This is a genomic window from Phenylobacterium aquaticum, from assembly GCF_022695515.1.
GTDB lineage: Bacteria > Pseudomonadota > Alphaproteobacteria > Caulobacterales > Caulobacteraceae > Phenylobacterium > Phenylobacterium aquaticum.
In genome coordinates this window covers 1-20,874 of the sequence record NZ_JALDPT010000017.1, presented here as the reverse complement: position 1 = coordinate 20,874, position 20,874 = coordinate 1, and the positions used below count along the sequence as shown (strand labels likewise).

Here is a 20,874-nt window from a genome sequence, read left to right as displayed (position 1 = left end):
TACAATTTCATACTCATATCGTACTATTATGTTTCATACAATCGCGCAGTGTCACGCAGCGCATCCCACGAAACGAGCTTTTCGCGCGGCCGCGGCGCGACGGCGGCGGCGCACTCGGCGACGTCGATCCGCCGCCAAGCCGCCCAGTCCAGCACCCCGGCCCCGGAGTCCTGCAGCCAAGCCGCCAGGCGTGCGCGGGCCACCGCCCGCGGCGTCGCGGTCGCGCCGGCCAGCATCCGCCGCGCCGTTTCCGCCGCCTCCATCCGGGCGCGTGGAATGTCGCCGCGCCCGCCGCCCGCCCAGCCCACAGGACAGGTCCGCTCCATCGCCACGGGCGGTGAGGCCTCCTGCCCGATCGCGACAATCAGGGTGTCGGCAGCCACCACCTCGTCGCCGCCGGCGCCGCGGAAGCGCACCTGCTCCACCCGTCCACGTCCCAGAACCTCAATGGGCTGCAGGCCGAAGCGGAAGCGGATCCGCGCCGCCGCTGCGGGAGACCCGCTCGGCAGGCGCGCGAGGGCCGCGACCACCTGGACGGAGAGATCGGCGGTTGCAGGCAGCTCGACCGAGACGTTCGCCGCCTCCAGGCGGCCGAGCGCGGCCAGCTCGGTAGGGGTGAACCGCGCCCCCTCCGGCGGCGCCCGCACGACGACGGTAATGGTCTGGGCCGCGCCTGTGACGCGCCGAGCATGGGCACAGAGGTCGCTGCTCGCCATCTCCGCCTCGCTCTTGGCGAGCACGCGTGTCACGTCGAGAGCGACATTGCCGCCGCCGACGACGACCACCCGCTCGCCCACCTGTGGCTCAAGATCGCGATGGTCCGGGTGGCCATTCAGCCACGCCATGAAGGCGGCGGCGCAATAGACGCCCGACAGCTCCTCGCCCGGAACCCTCAGCCTGCGGCCGCGCGGCGCCCCCGTTGCCAGGAACACGAGATCGTACGCCTCCCGAAGGAGGTCGAGCGGCAGCGCCGAGCCCACATCGCAGTCCGCAATCAGCCTCACGTTGTCGCGGGCGAACGCGCGGTCGAACTGGCGGACCACCGCCTTGACCCCCTGGTGGTCGGGCGCCACGCCGCTGCGGATCAGGCCGTAAGGGGTCGGAAGCCGCTCGTAGACGTCGACTTGGACGTCGGGGGCCTGTCGGAGCAACGCATCGAGGGTGAACAGGCCAGCCGGTCCTGCGCCGACGATGGCGGCCGTCAGTGGGGTCACGAGACCTCGCCCACGAACCTGAGCAGGCTGCTCGCCAGCGGCCCGGGGGTCAGCCAGGCGGGAAAGTGCCCGCCGTAGGAGTGTACGTCCCAGCTGCGCACGGCATAGGCCCGCTCGGCCCAGGCCCTCGGCGGCACCGGGAAGAAGCCCCGGTCGAAGAGAGCGAAGCCCGTTGGGGTCAGGATCCGCTGGCCGGGCTTCAGCCCGATGCCACCCTCGTGCCGGTCGGCCCAGTAGATCCAGTTGGCGGCGGGCAGATCGCCCAGGGTCCAGTAGAGCGTGGCCGAAGTGAGGAGCGCGTCGCGGTCGAACGGCGGCGGCTCGTCGGGGCCGGCGCCGGACCAAGCGTGGTACTTGTCCACCAGCCAGGCGCAAAGCGCCGCCGGCGAGTCCGAGAGGCCGACCGCGAGCGTCGTCGGCCGCGTCGCCTGCTGCTCACGGTACCCGCCGTCCCGGTCGAGACGGCGCTTGGTCTCGCCGAGCCAGGCCGTTTCCGGTTCGCTGAGCGGCGCCCCGACGCGGTCGAGCGCGGGCCGCAGACCCAGCATGCTGAGATGCAGGCCGGCGAGCACTTCCGGATGATCGACCGCCAGCCAGGAGCTGACCACGGCGCCCCAGTCGCCGCCGTGGGCGACGAACCTCGGAACGTCGAGCACCTCCACCATAAGCTGGCGCCAGAGGCCCGCCATCTGGCGCGGCGCCATGGGCTGCGCGGGCGCCTGCGACAGCCCGAAGCCCGGCAGTTCCGCGGCGACCACCGTCACGGCCTGGGCTGGATCACCGCCGTGGCGCTCGGGGGCCGAGAGCCGGCCGATGAGGTCCTGGAACTCCAAAAGGCTGGACGGCCAGCCAGGGGTGAGCAACACGACCGGCGCGTCGGGTCGGGCGGCCGGCTGCACGATCAGGTGCACATCGAGGGGGCCATCCGCCTCGCTGGTCAGCGTCGCCCTGTAGTGCGGCAGCGCGTTGAGCCTGCGCTCCGCAACCCGCCAGTCAAAGCCTTCGCGCCAGTAGTCCAGGAGCTCGGCGAGATACCGGCCATCGACCCCATACCGCCATCCGCCGCCATCCGGCTCACGCGGCGGCCGATAGGCGGCGAGGCGATCGCGGAGGTCCGCCAGCGCCGGTTCCGGGGCGTGGATCTCAAAGGGTTTCAGCTGCTTCAGGGTGAGCGGCATGCGGTGCTAGGCCTCGCCAACGGCTGGGTACATCTCCGCCACGAGATCCTGGTATTGCTCGATCAGAACTCGCCGCTTCAGCTTCAGCGTCGGGGTCATCGCCTCGTCCGTAGGGCTGAGCTGCCGCGGGATGATCCGAAAGGCCTTGACGCCCTCGGCGCGCGAAAGCTGGCGGTTCGCCTGCCGCACGGCTTCGGCGACCAGCGCCTGGGTGCTCTCCGCCGCGGCCAGCTCGGAGAAGCTCGTGTATGACCCCCCGCTCGCGGCCAGGGCCTGCTGCGCCACGGCGGCGTCGATCATGACGAGGGCCGTGACGTAGTTGCGCCCGTCGCCCACGGCCACGGCGTCGGCGATGACCGGGGAAGCGGCCGTCAACGCCCCCTCCACCTCGGAGGGCGTGATGTTCTTGCCGCTGGACGAGATGATGATGTCCTTGATCCGGTCCAGCAGGACCAAGCGCCCAGCCTCGTCGAACCGGCCTACGTCACCGGTGCGGAACCAGCCGTCGCGAAAGGCTTCCGCGGTCTTGTCCGGCAGATTGAGATAGCCCGCGAAGACGTGGGGCCCCTTGACCAGGATTTCGCCGTCGGGACCGAGCGTCACCTCACCGTGTGAGAACGGCTGGCCTACCAGGCCCGGCACGGTGCGGAAATCTTGGTTCAAGGCGATCGTGCCGCACTCGGTCATCCCGTAGATGTCGTCCACGCGCGCGCCGATGGCGTGCAGCCACTGCCCGAGCTCCACCGGGAACCGCGCACCGCCCGACATGAGCATGGCTACGCGGTCGAGACCGATCGCCGCGCGCAGGATCCTCAAGGGTCCGTCCTGGTCCCGCCGCCAGGCGGCTGCCGCTTCGCCCGAAAGCTGCCCGCGCGCAGCCAGGTCCGCGGCAGCGACCGCCCTCCCCCCCGCCAGCCGGATCTCGGTCCGGAGATCCTCAGGCTGAGCCGCGAGCCAGGCCATGGCATGGCATGGAGCTTTTCGTAGACCCGGGGCACGGCGAGCATGAACTGCGGCCGCAGTTCGGGCATCGCGGCCAGGAGTTCGTTCGGCCCGTCGACGAAGCAGGAGATCATCCCGCCAGCCATCGCCATGTAGGTGAACAGGCGCTCGGCGACGTGGCAGAGCGGCAGGAACGAGGGTCGGCGCCAGCCCGGCTGCAGGCCGATCACCTCCGGCGCATGCGCCAACTGGTAGACGATGTTGCCGTGGGTGACGATCGCGCCTTTCGGCGGCCCGGTCGTCCCCGAGGTGTAGATCAGGATGGCGGGCGACGCGGCGCCGGCTGAGGCGCGGGCCGCCTCCAGCACGGACGGCCGGGCCTCGATCAGCTCGCGTCCGGCGCGCCGCCACTCGGCGAGGCTGACGAACCAGGGGTCGTCGGTCGGCGTAGCGGAGGGCTCGATGACCACGACGGCCTCGACCTGCGGGCACTTGGCGCGTGCTGCCCTCAGCTTCTCGGCCTGTTCGGCGTCGTCGACGAAGACGACGCGCGCACCGCAGTCGTTGAGGACATAGGCGACCTTGTCGGCGGGCTCGGTCGGGTAGATTCCCGCGCAGACCATCCCGCAGGTGACGGCCCCGAGGTCGGCCGCCAGCCACTCTGGACGCGTTCGCGCCAGGACGCAGACGACATCGCCGGGCGCGAGGCCGAATGCGAGGTTCGCGGCGCCGATCTCGGCCACTTCGGCGGCGAACGCCGACCAGGTGAGATCGCGCCAGCCCTCCCCGCGCCAGTGGCGGAACGCCATGGCGTCGCCGTCGGCGTACGCCAGCGTCCGGAACACCTCGCCGACATTCGCCCCCAAGCCCGCGCTGCCTCTCGCGGCGACCGTCATCGTGTTGGTTTCCACCCTGGCCTCCTCACCTGTGATCCGGTCTTCGCGTCCCAGTCCTGCCGCCCCGCCGCCGGTCAGAGACCGTGCAGCCATGCTTCGAGCCAGGCGAGCGCGTCCTCGTCCGGGAAGGGCTGGCTCGAAGCGTCGATCGTGCAGGGCGGCCCGATCCGCCGGGCGCCGAGTTCCTGCAGCAGGCCGTCGACCTTCCAGGCGCCGCCGCAGAACGTGGTGTAGGTGCGATCGCCCAGGCCGATCAGCCCATACCGCAGGTGCGACAGGTCCGGCCGCCCGTCGGCAAGCGCCCGATAGGTGTCGAGGAACCCGTCGGGCACGTCGCCCTCGCCGTGGCTCGCCACGCAGGCGACCAGCACGTCGCTCTCCGCCAGGACCGTTTCCGGCTGCAGCCCCTCGTCGATCACGCACGCCGTCCTGGCGCCGCGGAGCATCAGCCGTTCCGCCACCATGTCGGCGACCAGCAGGGCGTTGCCGGACTGCGTCGCCGCCAGCACCGCAAACCGCAAGGCGCCGATCCCCGTGGCCCCGGCCCCCGGATCACCGTCCGGGCCACGCCCGTCGCTCAGGTTCGTCGTGTACGCCATTGCCGCCTTTTATGAGACATTTATCGTCTTCACAAATCATATTTTGTCCTACGACGACCGCAGCCGGCCGCCGTCTCGGCGCCAGCCTGGCTACAGTTCGAGGACCACCTTGCCGGTGGTGCGACCGCCCTCCAGAGCGTCCAGGGCCGTGAACAGGTCGGCCACGGGATACCGGGCGCCGATCCGCGGACGGAGCTCTCCGGCCGCAGCCCGATCGGCCAGTTCGGCCTGGACCGCCTTCACCAGGGGCCCGTCCTCCTCGTAGTTCCAGTAGATGCCCATGGCGGCCGCGGCGCCGACCAGCAGGCGGTTGGCCGGGATCTGCGCGGGGGCGCCCGAAGCGAAGCCGATCAGCAGGATACGTCCGCGCCAGGCCAGCAGGCGGAGGCTGTCCAGCGTGATCTGGCCGCCGACCGGGTCGACCACCAGGTTCACGCCATCGGGGCACACGCGCCGAACCTCGTCCGTCCAGCCGTCCTTGCGATAGTTGATCAGCACCTCGGCGCCGTTCGCCTGGGCGATGGCCAGCTTCTCGTCCGAGCTGGCGGTGGCGATCACCCGCGCCCCGGCGGCCCTGGCGAGCTGGACCGCCGCCACCCCGATGCCGCCGGCGGCGGCATGCACCAGCACCGTCTGGCCGGGCGTCAGCCCACCGTCGCGGAAGAGCGCGATATGGGCGGTGGTGTAAGAGACCGGCAGAGCCGCCCCCTCGTCGAAACCAAGGCGCTCCGGCAGCCGGATCAGACGGCCCTCCTCCACGGCGCAGTACTGGCCGTAGGCGCCGGTCCAAACCTGCGCCGCGACCCGCTCGCCGACCTGGAACGCCGAGCCGGGCGGGGTGGCGACCACGACGCCGGCGAGTTCGGCGCCGAGCACGAAGGGCGGCGTAGGTCTCAGCTGGTAGCGGCCGGCGATCATCAGGCCGTCGGCGAAGTTCATGGCGGCAGCGCGCACCTTGACCAGCACCTCGCCGGGTCGGACCGCCGGCACAGGGCAGGTCGACCAGGCGAGGTTGCCGCGGTCCCCGAAGCCGGAGAGGACCCACGCCTGCATCTCGGACGGCAGCGCCATCAAAGGAAGGTGTTGAAGTTCTTCGCCATCAGCACCGACTGCGTGACGAACACCTTTCGGCCGGCCAGCTTCAGGCCGGCCGAGGTCTCGCGCACCAGGTCCTCACGGCGAGCGCCCAGCCAGTTCTCCTCGTCCTCGTTTCGGTTGCGCAGGCTGATCACCACCGAACGGACCAGCCACTCGCCCGCGGTCTCCGTGGGCTCCACCTCGATGTTGGTCACGTAGTGGACGTGCCGCGTGGGAGGGTCCTCGCTCCAAGCGGTGGCTTCCTTCCAGCGCGAGGCCCGCAGCTTCAGCTCGGTCAGGCTGTCGTCGAAGTGGGCCATCCGACCGTGTTCGTAGATGCCCTTGCTGTCGCGGCGGTAGCGGGACTGTGGCACGGGCACCCAGAACCGGAAGTCCTCGGTCATCAGCTCGAACCAGTCGTCGTACCGCTGCTCGTCGAGCAGGCGGGCGTCCTTGTACAGGAGCTGCTGAACGTCATGGAACAGCTGCAAGGAGGCCTGGCGGGCGCCGGCGGCGGGGGATTCCAGTGTGTTGACGCTCATGGGGCGGCTCCTCAGCGCTCGGGGACCTCGGCCCAGCTGGCCGCGGACATCAGGTCGGCCCAGCGCTGGTAGAAGGCCCGCTGGTTGGCGTCGTTCAGCTGCACCTTGTGGATGGCGCCTGGGAATTCCTCGTGCTCGATCCGCGAGTCCATGCCGAGACCGTAGTGCAGCTTCTGGCGCCGGGTGACGACGCCAGCGTTGGAGCGGGTGCAGTGCTCCCAGTTCTCACCGTCGTCGGACTCGAACATGCCGGTGGGCGAGAAGGTGCGCGACACCCCGCGCCGATAGGCCTCCTTCAGCCGCTCGGGCATGTCCTTGTTCACCAGCACCCAGGTGTGCAGCTCGATCTCGTGCGGTCCCTTGGGGGTCCAGGTGCGCCAGGTGTTGAAGCCCGTGAGATAGGCCAGGTTTGGGAACACGTTGGACGAACTCATCCCCCCGACCATGCGCGAGCGCAGTTTGCCCAGGCGCTCCGCGAAGCGCGCCTCGTTCTCCTTCAGGTACTCGACGACCTCGGGCTCCGCGAGGCCCATGGCGTTGCCGATCAGGTCGAGACCGAACTCGGTGCCGTGGCCATTGACGTTCGCCTGGTAGGATCGCTCGACGTTGACCTTCACGTCCTTCTTGAAGATCGCCGCCGCGGCCGACGCATGGGTCCAGCCCGCGTGGTAGGCGTCGCCGACGAAGTTCTCAGCGGCGAATTTCCAGTTGCAGCCCAGCCGCGACTTGACGTTGCCTTCGATGAATTCCGTGCCCCCCGCGTCGTTGTCCAGGAGCACGTCCAGGTAGTAGCGGTAGTCCCCCAGATAGGCGTCGAGGGAGGGCGCCTCGGCATCGAAGGTGGCGAACACCAGGCCCTTGTAGATCCCCACCCGGGCGCGGTGCAGACCGAGCTTGGACTTGTCGAAGGTGGCGCAGTTCGCATAGTGCTCCTCCTCGTGCGCCCCTAGCAGGCCGCCGTCGAGACCGAAGGCCCAGCCGTGGAAGTTGCAGGTGAAGCGGCGGGTGTTGCCGGCCTCGGCGAAACACACCCGGTTGCCCCGGTGCGAGCAGGAGTTCAGGAAGACGTTGACGTTCCCGTGGCGGTCCTTCGCCGCGATCACCGCGTCCTGGCCGATGTAGGTGGTGACGAAGTCGCCGGGATCGGCGAACTGCGACTCGTGCCCCACGAACGCCCAGCACCGGGCGAAAATCCGCTCCAGCTCGAGCTGGTAGATGCCCTCGTCCCAGAAGATCCGCCGGTCGATCCATCCGTTGTCCACGTCCACCAGCCGGTGGTAGTCTAGGTCTGCTGCGGGCGACGTCTGTGACGCCTGTAGGATATCAGCCATTGGGATGTCCTCGAACCGATAGGAAATGTCCGGAAGGCCGCGGGCTCATGCTGCGGACCGAAGCTCGGCGAAGCCGAGGCCGGTGACGCCCCCCGGCCAAGCCTCGTAGGCGATCACTTGACCGCCGCCTTGCGTCGCGCCCATGGCGCAGAGCAACTGGCGAATCTCGAGGGCCCCATTGCCGCCGTGCTCGAGCACATAGGCGTCGGGCATCGCGACCAGGCTCTCGGCGTCGCCGCGTTCGACGGCGTCCAGGATCATCTTGTCGAACTCGCGATTGATGCGGCCCATCTGCGGCAGCCCAACCCAGTGGCTGAGCCCGCCGGACCCGATCACCACCACCCGCTCCTCGCCGGGGAAGCTAGCGACCGCACGGCGGATGGAACGGCCGAGCTCATAGGCCCGGCGCGTCCGGATCAGTGGCTCGACGCCGGCGGCCAGATAGACCGGCACGGTCGCGACCGACCCGTCCTCCGGCAGGCAGCGGCGGACCGGCACGCCAATGGAATGGTCCACCCCCATGGTCTTGGCGGCGGTCCAATCGAATCCTTCCTCGTGCCCCACGTCCAGGATGTGCCTGGCCAGGGCCGGATGGCTGGTGATCGGGCCCCGCGGAACGCCCGGAAGCGGATCGACCGGTCCCTGCACGTCCCCGATGCCGATGGCCATCTGCGGCAGGCAGTTGGGTCCGAACAGGATGTAGTGGTCCGCCCCGATCACGACAGCCGCCGTGGCGCCGAGCTCGACCACCCGCGCGCGGATGGCTTCATAGCCGGCCAAAGCCCGGGTGGGGTCCTCCTTCCGGGGATTGAGGAACAGGAGGGGATCGTGAGAGACCAGGAAACCGCCGACGATCTCGGCCATCAGGGCCTCCCTTGGTCGTGGCCGGCGACAGCTTCCAGATAGTCGAGCAGAGTCTGGGGCCCGCGCAGGCACATCCACAGCCCCAGGGTCAGCATCGGGCTCACCCCGGCGTCGAGCAGGCGGCCCACGTCCAATTCCTGCAGCATCGCCTGCTCGTCCGCCTCGAGCGCATAGCCCGCCACCGCCGCCTCGGGCGCGGCGATGAACTGCTTGCGCACCGGGCTTTTGGTGGTGATGTCGTACAGCGCCATCTCGAGGCCGTAGACGCTCACGCGGTCACCCTCTCGGAAATCCGACGGGCCAGGAAGTCGCGCGCGAGCAGCACGAACGCGTCCGGCCGCTCCAGCTGCACCCAGTGCCCGCATTGGCCGAACAGGTGAAGCTCGCTGTCCGGAATGTGCCGCGCGGCGTTCACCGCCACCTCCATGGGGATGACGATATCCTCGCGCCCGTGCAGGATCAGCGTGGGCTGGGAGATGGTGGCGAGCCGCTCGAACGGGGCGCCGCGGACGATCACCGGCTGCCCGTCGCCCGGCTTCTCCGGCATCAGCGCGCGCAGGGCCGCGTTGTCGGGGTGGCGCAGGCTCATCTCGTAGCGGGTCTGCACCATCTCGTCGGTGATGATCGACGGATCGTGCGGAAACTTGGCGAGCACGCCGCGCATGTTCTCGAGCGAGGGCGTGTACCCGGTTCCCTGTTGCAGGGCGGCCGTCTGCTCGAAGCGACCGAATGGCGTGCCCATCAGGATGAGGCCCCGCACGCGCGCGGGATCACGGAAGGTGGTCGCGAGCGACAGGCCGCCGCCGAACGAGTTGCCCACCAGCACGGCCGGCCCGACGTTGAGGGCGTCCAGGAAGCCCATCAACTGAGTCACCCAGAGCTTGATATCGAGCGTCTGGCCGGCCTGCAGCTCGGTGAGGCCGAAGCCCGCCATGTCGGGCGCGATCACCCGATATCGATCCGCAAGCCGCGGGATCACGCCACCCCAGTTCTCCCATGCGCTGACGCCCGGGCCGGAGCCGTGCAGAAGGACCACCGGGGGGCCGGACCCGACGTCATGATAGTGCGTGCGCACATCCCCGACCGAAATGAACGATCCTTGCTGGCTCGCCATGGCGTGTCCTCCCGGGGCCCAAGGGCCATAAACATTCGCTACCGTATGGATTGAATGTCCCTTCCCCCGGGCCTTGTCAAGCCAGGGGTGCGCCGGGCAATCCGAGGCATGGCGGGCGCTACCCGGCAGCGCCGGGCGCGGAGACGCCGGTAAGTTCGCGCTCACGCTCGCGCAGCGCCTGACGCGAGACCTTCATCGCCGGCGTTCGCGGCAGCTCCTCCAGGATCTCCAGGATCTTCGGCATCTCGACGGGCGAGAGCTTGCCCGCCATGTCGGCCTGCAACTGCGCGAGCGTCAGCTGCGCGCCCGGCCTGAGCCGCACCACCGCCTTCACTGTCTCGCCCCGATACGGGTGGGGCGAGCCGATCACCGCCGCCTCGGCGATCGCCTCGTGCTCGGCCAGGACGCTTTCCACCTGGGCGGGATAGATGTTGTTGCCCCCGGCGATGATGACGTCCTTCAGCCGATCGATGACGTGGACGAAGCCTTCCTCGCTCACGTATCCGACGTCGCCCGTCCGGAAGAAGCCATCGACGAAGAACATCGCGTTCTCATCGTCCCGGTTCCAGTAGCCGCTCGTCACCTGGGGACCGGCGAAACACAGCTCCCCGGCCTCGCCCAGCGCCAGGCAGCGGCCGGGGTCGTCCTTTGCCCGCACCTGGACCCGGGTCAGGGGAAGGGGACAGCCGGTGGCCAGTTCGCCGCCAGTCGCCGTCGGCATCCCATAGACCACCGCCGGGGACGTCTCGGTCATGCCGAAGAGATTGACGATGGGCTGGCCGGTGATGGCCTGGAACACCCGCATTAGGTCCGGCGTGAGCGGGGCGGCCCCGCACTGGATCAGCTTCACCCGCGACCAGTCGGTTGGGCGGCTCTCCATCAGGTCGCGCATGCCGACCAGCATGGTGGGCGTGAGCAGCAGCAGCGTGACTCGGCCCTCGTCCACGGCCTGAAGCAGGCCCGCCGGATCGAAGCGCGGCTGTATGATGATCTCTCCGCCGATGAGCGTCATGAAGTTGAGTATGGGGCTGATCCCGGCGATGTGGGTGATCGGCGCCCCCACGCACGTAGCTTCCACGCCGGAGCCCAGCTGCGGATACCAGCTCTTCATCTGCTGGCAGTTCATCGACAAGTTGGCGTGGGTCAGCATCACGCCCTTTGGCGCGCCCGTGGTGCCGCCCGTGTAGGCCAGCGCCGCTAGGTCGTCAGGCTCGACGTGCGCCGCGGCGACCTCGGCCGTCGTGGCCACCAGGTCGGACAGCCGCACGGCGCGCGCGGCGGCGGCCGCCTCCGAGAGCCGCGCGGGCTCACGAACGTCACCGGCGTCATGTCGGGCGAGGATCAGCCGCGGGCGCAGCGGCTCCACCTCGGCCAGCGGCAGGAAGCGGTCGCCCACCTCCGGCTCGTCGGTGACCAGGATCGCCTTAACGCCAGCGTCCGCAGCCTGACCCGCCAATCGGTCCAGCGGGTAGAGCGGGTTCATGCTCACCGCCACCGCGCCGATCCTCCACAGCGCGAAGTGGAGCAGGCCGAAGGCGCAATGATTGGCCATGCAGTAGCCCACACGGTCGCCCTTGCCGACGCCAAGCCCGGCCAGCCCCGCGGCCAGCCGCTCCACGAGCTCGAGCGCCTCCGCATAGGTGACGGTGTGGTCGCGGAACGTCAGGTAGGGACGGTCGGGGAAGTGCCGCTCAGCCCAGGCCAGCAACGCGAACAGCGGGAAGGGCCGCAGCCGTTCTGCACGATGCGCCGTATCGCCGTAGTGCGCGCGCCACGGGGCGGCCGCGTACTGCGCGACTGGGTCGAGAGCGGCCAGAGAGGCTTCCGATTGGGTAGGCTGGGACATGCACGTTTCCTCGCCGGCTGTCCTGGGCGCCCAATCGACAGCCGAGCCGTGGCGTCTGGGCGGAGTTGCAGCCGGTGTGTGGACCCTAACCCACCCCCACGCCCCACACAATACGCACGCGTATTGCCCCGGGGAGGCTCACGCTCCCTAGCGCGCGGCCAGCCGCGCGGCCCGGAACGGGTGGAAGGATTACACTAGCCCGCGGGCTTGGTCGTCTTGGCCGGACGTTTACGAGCGGCCCTGGGAGGAGCCTGCTCTGGCGGATCCGGCTGTTTCGTCCCCCTCCCCTTCGGCCGCGCCTGCACCACGGGCTCGTCGATGAGGAATTGCAGCAGGTTCTCCAGGCGACCGCGCTGCGCCCGCTTCGCCTCGTCACGGAAGACGTTCCGCTCGCCCACCGCAAAGCCGAACAGCAGCGCGCCGCGGGCCTCCGCCTCCCGCTCACCGAGTCCGCAATCGCGGAACAACTGCGCGAGGTAATCCATGCGCTCGCGGTCGCATTCCGTAAGCACGGCCCGCACGCGGGCGTCGCGACGGGCCCAGGCCCTCATCGCCACCTCCATCCGCGCCAGAGCGTTCGCCGGCGACATGTCGATTGCGATCTTCGAGAGGAGGTGCAGCTTGTGCACTGGTCCCTGCCCCTTGGCCTCGACGTAGCGGATCACGTTGCGGGTGGAGTTGTCGCGCCAGTACTCGATCACCGCCGTGAGCAGATCCTCTCGGTCCTTGAAGTGCCAGTAGAAGCTGCCCTTGCTGACGTTCAGCGAGCGAGCCAGCGGCTCCACGCTCACCGAGTCGACGCTCTGGTGGACCAGGACGTCCAGCGCCGCCTTCACCCAGTCGTCACGGTCCAGTCGTTTGCGTGGCTCTAGCCCTACGTTCATACGGCACCGTATTGACCGGCGGGAGCCTGCGACCTAGGCTTGCCGGAAGGCTGGAAGGCGCCGCGCGTCCGCTCCGCCGAAACCGAAACTCTCAAGAATACTCTCCAAGGACCTGGAGCTACCGCATTCCTGCCCGACGGCCCCGCGCTCGTGGGAACACCATACGGCTCCGAATGTTTCGCGCCAAAAATTGAATTCAAGGGCTTGTCGATGCTGCAGAACCTCACCCTGGAAGACAAGTACGAACTGGACGAGGGACGTGTTTTCGTCTCCGGCACCCAGGCGCTCACGCGCGTGCTGCTGGCGCAGCAGCGGGCCGACAGGGCCGCGGGGCTGAACACCGCGGGCTTTATCTCCGGCTATCGCGGATCGCCGCTGGGCGGCCTCGACATGGCCCTGTGGCGCGCCCGCAAGCAGCTGAAGGCGCACGGGGTGGTGTTCCAGCCCGGCGTGAACGAGGAACTGGCCGCCACCGCCGTCTATGGCTCGCAACAGCTCGACTTCTTCCAGGGGGCCAAATACGACGGCGTCTTCGCCGCCTGGTACGGCAAGGGCCCCGGGGTGGACCGCGCGGGCGACGCCCTCAAGCACGGCAACCTCGCCGGCGCCCACCGCAACGGCGGCGTGCTGGTGTTCGCAGGCGACGACCATGCCGCGAAGTCCTCGACCACCGCCCACCAGTCGGAGCAGGCGCTCGCGGCGGCCCTGATCCCGGTGCTCTACCCCGCCAACGTCGAGGAGTTCCTGGCGTTCGGCGCGTTCGGCTACGCCCTGTCCCGCTTCACCGGCCTCTGGGCCGGATTCAAGTGCGTCAACGACACGGCCGACGCCACCATGAGCGCGCGGCTGGGGACCGTTCCCCACGGCTTCCACAGGCCGAACGACGTGGCCATGCCTCCGGAGGGCCTGAACATCCTGGTCGGCGAATCCCAGCTCGGGATGGAGCGCCGCACGGTCCAGTTCCGGCTGCCGGCTGCCCAGGCCTTCGCGCGGGCCAACAGCTTCGACCGGACGATCTTCGACGCGCCGGCAGGCGGCCTGGGCATCGTGACGGCCGGGAAAGCCTACCTCGACGTGCGCGAGGCGCTGGCGGCGGCCGGCATCGATGAACGGCGCGCCGGCAAGCTGGGCCTGCGCCTGTTGAAGCTGGGCCTCACCTGGCCGGCCGACGGCGAGACGATCCGCCGCTTCGCGGAGGGCTGCCTCGAGGTTCTCGTGATCGAGGAGAAGCGAGCCTTCATCGAACCGCAGGTCAAGGAAGCGCTCTACCACCTTCCCGCACAACGGCGGCCGCGAGTGTCCGGCAAATCCACGCCGGAGGGCGCGCCCCTGCTGCCCGGCTTCGGGGAGTTGTCGGCCGGCCCGATCCTCGCGGCTCTGGCTGAGCGGCTCGAGGCGCACGACCTCCTGGACGACGAGGCCCGCGTCCGGATTGCGGCGGTCCGCACGCGCTGCAGCGACGTGGTCACCTCCCCGCTGACCGAGCACGCGCGGGCGCCGTTCTTCTGCTCGGGGTGTCCGCACAACACGTCGACGGTGGTGCCGGAGGGCAGCGTCGGCCTTTCGGGCATCGGCTGCCACGTGATGGCCGCGCTGATGCCGCACCGCAAACACGCCTGGCCGGTGCAGATGGGCGGCGAAGGCGCCAACTGGATCGGCGCGGCCCCGTTCACTGAAACCCAGCACGTCTTTCAGAACCTCGGCGACGGCACCTATTTCCACTCGGGCGTCCTGGCCGTGCGTGCGGCGATCGCCGCCGGCGTCAACATCACCTACAAGCTGCTCTACAACGACGCCGTGGCCATGACCGGCGGCCAGCCGGTCGAGGGCACGCTCACCACCCTGCAGATCGCCCAGGAGCTCAGGGCGGAGGGTGCGGCGCGCGTGCTGATCATCGCCGACGATCCGGCCCGCTATGATGAGGTCAAGGCTCAGCTCGGCGACGTCCCCCTCCACGGCCGCGAGCGGCTGGATGCGATCCAGAAGGAGCTGCGCGAGGTCCCCGGCGTCACGGTGATCATCTACGACCAGGTTTGCGCAGCCGAGAAGCGCCGGCGGCGTAAACGCGGCGAGTTCCCCGATCCGCCGCAGCGGGTCTTCATCAATGACCTCGTCTGCGAGGGCTGCGGCGATTGCGGCGTGAAGTCGAACTGCGTCAGCGTCCAGCCGCTGGAGACTGAGTTCGGCCGCAAGCGGAAGATCGACCAGTCGTCCTGCAACAAGGACTTCAGCTGCGTCAAGGGGTTCTGCCCGTCCTTCGTCACCGTGGAGGGCGGCAAGCCCCGCGCGCGCACTCCGGTTTCGAGCGGCGTCAGCGTCCCGGCCCTGCCCGAGCCTGTGCAGGCGGTGGGATCGAGCTCAATCCTGATCACCGGGATCGGCGGCACCGGCGTGATCACCGTGGGCGCAGTTCTCGGCATGGCCGCCCACCTCGACGGCATGGGCTGCTCCATCGTCGACATGACCGGGCTGTCGCAGAAGAACGGCGCGGTGATGAGTCACCTGAAGATCGCGCCCAGCGTGGACGAGGTGTACGCCGCGCGCGTCGACACCGCCTCGGCCGACCTGCTGCTGGCCTGCGATATGATTACGGCGGGCGGCGGCGAGGCCGCCCAGATGCTGCAACGCGGCGTCACCGCCGGGGTGGTCAACAGCGACGTCACGCCCACGGCCGCCTTCACGTTCACGCGCACCATCAACTTCAACGAGGCGCAAACCGCGCGGAAGCTGCAGGACGTGCTCGATCCCCGGCGCAGCGCCTTCCTCCCCGCCACCGCGCTGGCGGAAGGCCTTTTTGGAGATTCCATCGCCACCAACATGATGATCGTGGGCGCCGCTTGCCAACTGGGCCTGCTGCCGGTCCGCCGCGCCTCTATCGAGGAGGCCATCCGGCTCAATGGCGTGTCCATCGAGCAGACTCTGCTGGCGTTCTCTCTGGGGCGATGGGCCGTCGTCGAGCCGGAGGCCGTGGCGGCCCTCGCCGCCCCGGCGCGCACCGACGCGGCGAAGGGTTCAACGGCCCTTTCGGGCTCGTTGGAAGAGGTCCTCGAGCGCCGGACGACGTTCCTGGCCGCCTACCAGAACCGGCGCTACGCGGAGGCCTACAGCGCCTTCGTCGACCGGGTGCGTCGGGCGGAGCAGGCCGTCTCGCCGGGCGCTGACGCCCTGACCACGGCCGTGGCCCGCAACCTGTTCAAGCTGATGGCCTACAAGGACGAGTACGAGGTCGCCAGGCTCTACACGAACGGCGAGTTCACCGAGAAGCTGAAGGCCCAGTTCGACGGCGACCTGAAACTCACCTTCCACCTCTCGCCACCGATCATCGCTCCCAAGGACAAGGACAGCGGGCTTCCGAAAAAGGTCACGTTTGGTCCGTGGATGATGACCGGCTTCCGGATGCTGGCCCACCTGAAGGGCCTCCGAGGCACGCCGTTCGACCCGTTCGGCCGCACCCCGGAACGGCGCATGGAACGGCGGCTGATCGAGACCTACCGCGCCGACATGGAGCGGGCGCTGGAACGGCTGACGCTTGCCAACCTGGGCGTCGCGGTGAAGCTCGCCGCCTTGCCCGCAGAAATCTACGGCTACGGCCATATCAAGGAAGCGCGGGTGGCGGAGGCGGAGCGCATGCGCTCCGACCTTCTGGCGGCGCTCGCGGCGCCGCACACCATCGCCGCCGAATAGACCACCTGCTGCCCGGCGGCCGCCCAGGCGGGCGGCCCGGGCAGCCTGACGCCGCTCTGGCCTTCCGCCGGGGCGGCCGCCCGTCTGGCCACAGCCAGCGGGCCCTTGTCCCCCGCCGCGCACGAAAAAGGCCCCGGGCGGGAGCCCGGGGCCAGTTCTTCGCCGCCCCGGGGAGATCGGGGCGGCCTGCTTTCGCGCCTAGAAGGGCGTGGAGAGCTCCACCCCGACTTGGCGGGTGCGCTGGGTGTCGCGGAACCTGGCGCCCGTGACGCTGGGCCGTCGGTTCCGTAATCGCCATAAAGTTCGTCGATCAGGTTCTTTTCCGAAGACAGCCACCGTCCACCGCTCGTCGGCCGTCGCAAGGGCCAGCCGGGCGTCGAGCAGGCCGAACGCCTTCTGGATTTGCATTGGGTCGTTCGACAGGCCCAGGTTGGACTTGGTGCGATAGCTGTAGTTCGCCTGCGTGCTTAGCACGTACGGCCCCAGCTCCGCGGTATGGCTGACGCCGCTCCGGCCCTTCCGCCGGGGCGGACGCCCGTCTGGCCACAGCCAGCGGGCCCTTGTCCCCCGCCGCGCACGAAAAAGGCCCCGGGCGCGAGCCCGGGGCCAGTTCGTCGCCGCCCCGGGAGGATTGGGGCGGCCTGCTTTCGCGCCTAGAAGCGGGTGGAGAGCTCCACCCCGACTTGGCGGGTGCGCTGGGTGTCGCGGAACCTGACGCCCGTGACGCTGGGCGCGTCGGTTCCGTAATCGCTATAAAGTTCGTCGGTCAGGTTCTTTCCGAACAGGGCCAGGGTCCACCGCTCGTCCGCGGTCGCCAGGGCGACCCGTGCGTCCAGCAGGCCAAACGCCTTCTGGATCTGCATCGGGTCGTTGGAGAGACCCAGATTGGCCTTGGTCCGATAGCTGTAGTTGGCCTGGGTCGTGAGCACGTAGGGCCCGAGATCCGCCTTGTGGCTGACGCCGATCGACGCCGACCACTTGGAGTTCACGGGTGCGGGCTTGCCGGTCAGGTCCTGCCGGCAGACGGTGCCCGCCGGCGTGGCGAGGCGCTGTTCGACGTAGCAGGCCGAGTTCGGATAGCTGACCCAGTAGGCGTCGCTGTAGGCCAGCGCGCCGTTGATCCGCAGCGCCGCGGTCGGCCGCCAGGTGAAGTCGGTCTCGACCCCCTGCGCCCGCTGCTTGGCGGCATTGCCCACCACGTAGCTGGTGCGGCCGTCGAACACGCTGACCTGCAGGTCCTCGATCTCCGTCCGGTAGATCGTGGCTCCGAAGTACAGGCGACCGTCCAGCAGGGTCCCGCGGTAGCCGGCCTCATAGGAGGTGGCCTTCTCGGGCAGGAACTTCAGGGCGTTCCGGTCCGGGCCGGCATAGACCCAGTCGAACCCGCCGGCTTTCGCGCCGCGGACCACCTTGGCGTAGAACATGCCGTCGTCGATTTTGTACTGCAGGCCGACTTCCGGCATGAAGTGCGATTCCGACAGCTCCAGGTCGCGGAAGATGTGCGGGAAGCCGTAGACGCGCGAGTAGATCGACGGGACCCCCGGGGCCGGCGACTGCTCGATCGACGGATCCGGGATCGTGGTGTTGATCCGCACCGAGTAGGAGCCCTGCTCGGCGTCCTTCTCGACGCGCATATAGCGGGCCGCGACGTTCACCTTCAGGCGATCGGTCAGCTGGTAGTTGGTGTCGAAGAACACCGAATAGTTCTTCGTCCGCTGGTCGAGGTAGCTGAGCCGCGCGATGGGCGGCAGGGGCGAGCCGAACGGCGCCGGCTGGGCGGACAGATTGAGCTTGTTCTGCGCCGAGGGGTTCAGGTCGTCGCTCTGGTAGTAGGCGCCCAGGATGTAGTTCAGCCGCTGGTCGCCGCCCGAGGTGAGGCGGATTTCCTGGCTGAACTGGTTGTAGTGCTCATGGTGGTCGTAGTCGAAGATCGGCAGAGGGCTCATGTCGCCCTCCGTGTCCTGTGAGAAGCCGTACCAGGTGTAGGCGGTCACTGAAGTGATCGTGCCCAGCCCGACCTCATAGTTCACCGTCGCCTGGGCGGTCTGGTTGTTCATCCGCGCAGTGTCTTCGGTCTTGCCGTTCTGCGGCGGGCCGCTGCCGAAGGAACGGACGCGGTCGAAGCGGAACTCGGTGACGGCGCCGTTGCCGATGTTGGCGGTCGCCTGGTTCGTGCCGCCAAGGCCGAGCAGGGAATAGGAGTCGTACTTAAGCTCGATCGACAGATCGTCGGTGGGCTCGATCTCCGCGGAGATGCGGCCGGCCCGGTCGTGCCGCCTCGGGTCGTGGGTGACGCCGGTCGGCCGCAAGGTCTTCAGCCAGCCCTTGTTCAGGTCGGCGTAGTAGCCCGCGGCGCGGATGCGGAACCGGTCGTTCACGGGAAGCGTCACGCCGCCCTGCACGACAGTCTCCTGATGCTGGGTCTCGTAGCTGACCGAAAGGTCGCCCTCGAAGGTGTCGCCCGGCTTGCGGGTGATCACGCTGATCGCGCCGGCGATGGCGCTGTTGCCGTAGAGCGCCACCTGCGGTCCGCGCAGGACTTCCACGCGCTCCAGGTCATAGTAGGGGAACCGCGACTGCTGGCCGCGACCCGCATAGACGCCGTCGACGAAGCTCGCCACGGACTGCTCGAAGGAGGGGTTGCCGCCCGACCCGACGCCGCGGATGAAGGTATAGGTGTTGACGCCCGCGGTGGTCTGCTTGAACGCCGGAACGCGCATGGCCAAGTCGACCTGGTTGACGATCTTCTCGTCACGCAGGGTCCGGCCGGTGACCGCCGCCACGGACACCGGAACGTCCTGCAGGGTCTCCTCGCGCTTCCGCGCGGTGACCACGAGCTCCTCCAGCGCCACGCTGTCGCCGTCCGCCGCGGCGGTTTGAGCAGCCGCGCCGTTCGGCAGGCTGGCGAGCAGCCCGGCGCAGATCGCCGCGGTCGAGAAATAGGCTTGCCGTCGGAGCTTCATTAATTTCCCCCTGGGTTTCCGCGACCCTGTTCCGGGCTCGCGAGATTACATCACATACAACATACGCTATCGTATCTTGCAATCACATTGTTCGAACCGGGGCGGATTTTGGGAGTGGTATCACCCCCGCAACCCAGTGTTTTTGTGTAACAACCTCCGGGGCCAACTGGACTGCAGCGGGGCCGGCGGCTCCGGTCTGAGACAGTTCAGAGCTAGACGATCACTCAATTCGCCTCATTCGATCGCCCATCAGCCGGTTTCCGCCGCGCGGGCCCGGAAGGCGCGCACGAGGCGGTCTGCGCCCCGGGCAAGCAGCTGCACGTCGGCGCCGACCGCGACGAAGGCGCAGCCCTTCTCGACGAGGCCGCGCGCGACAGTCTCGTCGACCGACAGGGCGCCGCTCGCCGGCCGAGCGCCCGCAGCCGGGCGATCGCGTCGTCGATCGCCGCCACCACCTCCGGCTGCCCAGGCTGCCCCAGATGGCCCATGTCCGCCGCGAGGTCGGCAGCGCCGATGAACACGCCGTCCACGCCCGGTGTCGTGGCGATCTCCTCGAGGTTCTCGAGACCGCGCCGGGACTCGATCTGCACCAGCAGGCAAACCTCGGCGTCGGCCCGTTGAAGGTAACCGCCGATGCGCATCCAGCGGGATGCGCGGGCAAGCCCCGCCCCCACGCCGCGGATCCCATCCGGCGGATAGCGGACGGCGCGGGCCAGGCTTGCAGCCTGATCGCCGCTCTCGACCATCGGGACCAGGAAGGTCTGCACGCCGAGGTCCAGCAACTGCTTGATCGCGTCGGGATCGCTCGAGCGGGGCCGCACGACGGGATGGGTGTCGTAGGCGGCGAGCGCCTGCAGCTGGGACAGGATGGTGCGCAGGTCGTTGGGCGCGTGCTCGATGTCGAGGAGCATCCAGTCGAACCCGGCGCCGGCGCAGACCTCGGCGGCCAGGGCGTCGCCCATGACCGACCAGAGGCCGAGCTGCAGCTCGCCCGCGGCGACGCGGGCCTTGAACCGGTTGGTGAGGCGGTCTTCCATACTAGGCAAAGTGGCAGGAGATCGAGCCGAACGGCCCGTACTCGGCGTGGAAGGTGTCGCCGCGCTTGATGGGCACGGCGCGGGTGAACGATCCGGCGAGGACGACCTCCCCGGCTTCCAACCGCTTGCCGAAGCGGGCGATCTTGTTGGCGAGCCATACGATGCCGTTCGCGGGATGGTTCAGCACCGCCGCGGCCACGCCCGATTCCTCGATCTCGCCGTTCCGGTACAGCAGGGCCGAGACCCACCGCAGATCGACCTCGTCCGGCCGCCTGGGCTGCCCGCCGAGGATCACCGCGCCATTGGCCGCGTTGTCGGCGATGGTGTCGAACACCTTGCGTGTCGCGCCGGTCTCGGGATCGACCCGCTGGACCCTCGCATCGATGATCTCGAGCGCGGGCGTCACATAGGCGGTCGCCTCAAGCACGTCGAACAGCGTGCAGTTCGGGCCTTCCAGGGGCGCCTTCAGCAGGAAGGCAAGTTCCACCTCGATCCGGGGCTCGATGAAGCGCGACATCGGAATCCGCGCGCCGCTCTCCAGCATCATGTCGTCGAGCAGGACGCCATGGTCGGGCTCGTCGATCTGGGCGAGCTGCTGCATCGCCTTGGACGTGAGGCCGATCTTGTGTCCCCGCACGTCGCGCGGCCGCCGCACGTCCAGCCTTCACCCATTCTTCCTACGGACATCGTCCGTGACAGCCTG

At 69.1% G+C, this 20,874-nt stretch carries 18 protein-coding genes; 1 reads left to right on the top strand and 17 read right to left on the bottom strand.

Going from position 1 to position 20,874, the window contains the following annotated elements; translation table 11 throughout:
- Positions 1–26: 26 nt before the first annotated feature.
- The 13 genes from MQH10_RS13750 to MQH10_RS13690 all read right to left on the bottom strand — a co-directional run bounded on the left by MQH10_RS13750 (position 27) and on the right by MQH10_RS13690 (position 12,439).
- Entirely contained in the window at positions 27–1,214 is a 1,188-nt protein-coding gene (locus MQH10_RS13750; RefSeq protein WP_242564608.1) for an FAD-dependent oxidoreductase, read from the bottom strand.
- The gene (locus MQH10_RS13745) at positions 1,211–2,392 is read right to left on the bottom strand and encodes an epoxide hydrolase family protein (RefSeq protein ID WP_242564607.1); all 1,182 of its coding nucleotides are present in this window, start codon (positions 2,390–2,392) and stop codon (positions 1,211–1,213) included. The genes MQH10_RS13750 and MQH10_RS13745 overlap by 4 nt, the downstream gene beginning before the upstream one ends.
- Before the next feature lie 6 nt (positions 2,393–2,398).
- The gene (locus tag MQH10_RS13740; protein WP_242564606.1) at positions 2,399–3,208 is read right to left on the bottom strand and encodes an AMP-binding protein; all 810 of its coding nucleotides are present in this window, start codon (positions 3,206–3,208) and stop codon (positions 2,399–2,401) included.
- Entirely contained in the window at positions 3,205–4,245 is a 1,041-nt protein-coding gene (locus MQH10_RS13735) for an AMP-binding protein (RefSeq protein WP_242564605.1), read from the bottom strand. The genes MQH10_RS13740 and MQH10_RS13735 overlap by 4 nt, the downstream gene beginning before the upstream one ends.
- Positions 4,246–4,304: 59 nt before the next feature.
- Entirely contained in the window at positions 4,305–4,829 is a 525-nt protein-coding gene (locus MQH10_RS13730; RefSeq protein WP_242564604.1) for a flavodoxin domain-containing protein, read from the bottom strand.
- 90 nt (positions 4,830–4,919) lie between these two features.
- The gene (locus tag MQH10_RS13725; protein ID WP_242564603.1) at positions 4,920–5,882 is read right to left on the bottom strand and encodes an NADPH:quinone oxidoreductase family protein; all 963 of its coding nucleotides are present in this window, start codon (positions 5,880–5,882) and stop codon (positions 4,920–4,922) included.
- Positions 5,883–5,899: 17 nt separating this feature from the next.
- Positions 5,900–6,448 (bottom strand): 3-phenylpropionate/cinnamic acid dioxygenase subunit beta, encoded by a 549-nt coding sequence (locus MQH10_RS13720; RefSeq protein ID WP_242564602.1) that lies wholly within the window; start codon positions 6,446–6,448, stop codon positions 5,900–5,902.
- 11 nt (positions 6,449–6,459) lie between these two features.
- Positions 6,460–7,779, bottom strand: coding sequence for an aromatic ring-hydroxylating dioxygenase subunit alpha (locus tag MQH10_RS13715; protein ID WP_242564601.1), 1,320 nt, complete (start codon positions 7,777–7,779; stop codon positions 6,460–6,462).
- Between the two features lie 45 nt (positions 7,780–7,824).
- Positions 7,825–8,643, bottom strand: a complete 819-nt coding sequence (locus MQH10_RS13710) for a DODA-type extradiol aromatic ring-opening family dioxygenase (RefSeq protein WP_242564600.1) — start codon at positions 8,641–8,643, stop codon at positions 7,825–7,827.
- Positions 8,643–8,915 carry a hypothetical protein gene (locus tag MQH10_RS13705; RefSeq protein ID WP_242564599.1) on the bottom strand — a complete coding sequence of 91 codons (273 nt, stop codon included), beginning with the start codon at positions 8,913–8,915 and terminating at the stop codon, positions 8,643–8,645. Before MQH10_RS13705 ends, MQH10_RS13710 begins: the two co-directional genes overlap by 1 nt.
- Positions 8,912–9,757, bottom strand: a complete 846-nt coding sequence (locus tag MQH10_RS13700) for an alpha/beta fold hydrolase (RefSeq protein ID WP_242564598.1) — start codon at positions 9,755–9,757, stop codon at positions 8,912–8,914. The genes MQH10_RS13705 and MQH10_RS13700 overlap by 4 nt, the downstream gene beginning before the upstream one ends.
- Before the next feature lie 118 nt (positions 9,758–9,875).
- Positions 9,876–11,603, bottom strand: coding sequence for a class I adenylate-forming enzyme family protein (locus MQH10_RS13695; protein WP_242564597.1), 1,728 nt, complete (start codon positions 11,601–11,603; stop codon positions 9,876–9,878).
- A gap of 194 nt (positions 11,604–11,797) precedes the next feature.
- Entirely contained in the window at positions 11,798–12,439 is a 642-nt protein-coding gene (locus tag MQH10_RS13690; protein ID WP_242564596.1) for a TetR/AcrR family transcriptional regulator, read from the bottom strand.
- Between the two features lie 198 nt (positions 12,440–12,637).
- Between MQH10_RS13690 and MQH10_RS13685 the strand changes: the two genes are divergently transcribed.
- Positions 12,638–16,171 carry an indolepyruvate ferredoxin oxidoreductase family protein gene (locus tag MQH10_RS13685; RefSeq protein ID WP_336605103.1) on the top strand — a complete coding sequence of 1,178 codons (3,534 nt, stop codon included), beginning with the start codon at positions 12,638–12,640 and terminating at the stop codon, positions 16,169–16,171.
- A 198-nt stretch (positions 16,172–16,369) separates the two neighbouring features.
- On the opposite strand, the gene MQH10_RS13680 is transcribed toward MQH10_RS13685, so the two are convergent.
- The 4 genes from MQH10_RS13680 to hpaH form a co-directional block, all read right to left on the bottom strand.
- Positions 16,370–16,645, bottom strand: a complete 276-nt coding sequence (locus MQH10_RS13680) for a hypothetical protein (protein ID WP_242564594.1) — start codon at positions 16,643–16,645, stop codon at positions 16,370–16,372.
- Between the two features lie 179 nt (positions 16,646–16,824).
- Positions 16,825–19,134: a TonB-dependent receptor gene (locus MQH10_RS13675; RefSeq protein ID WP_242564593.1), complete on the bottom strand. Its 2,310-nt coding sequence runs from the start codon at positions 19,132–19,134 to the stop codon at positions 16,825–16,827.
- A 224-nt stretch (positions 19,135–19,358) separates the two neighbouring features.
- Positions 19,359–20,171: an aldolase/citrate lyase family protein gene (locus MQH10_RS13670; RefSeq protein ID WP_242564592.1), complete on the bottom strand. Its 813-nt coding sequence runs from the start codon at positions 20,169–20,171 to the stop codon at positions 19,359–19,361.
- A gap of 1 nt (position 20,172) precedes the next feature.
- Positions 20,173–20,826, bottom strand: coding sequence for a 2-oxo-hept-4-ene-1,7-dioate hydratase (gene hpaH / locus MQH10_RS13665; RefSeq protein WP_242564591.1), 654 nt, complete (start codon positions 20,824–20,826; stop codon positions 20,173–20,175).
- Between the last annotated feature and the right edge of the window lie 48 nt (positions 20,827–20,874).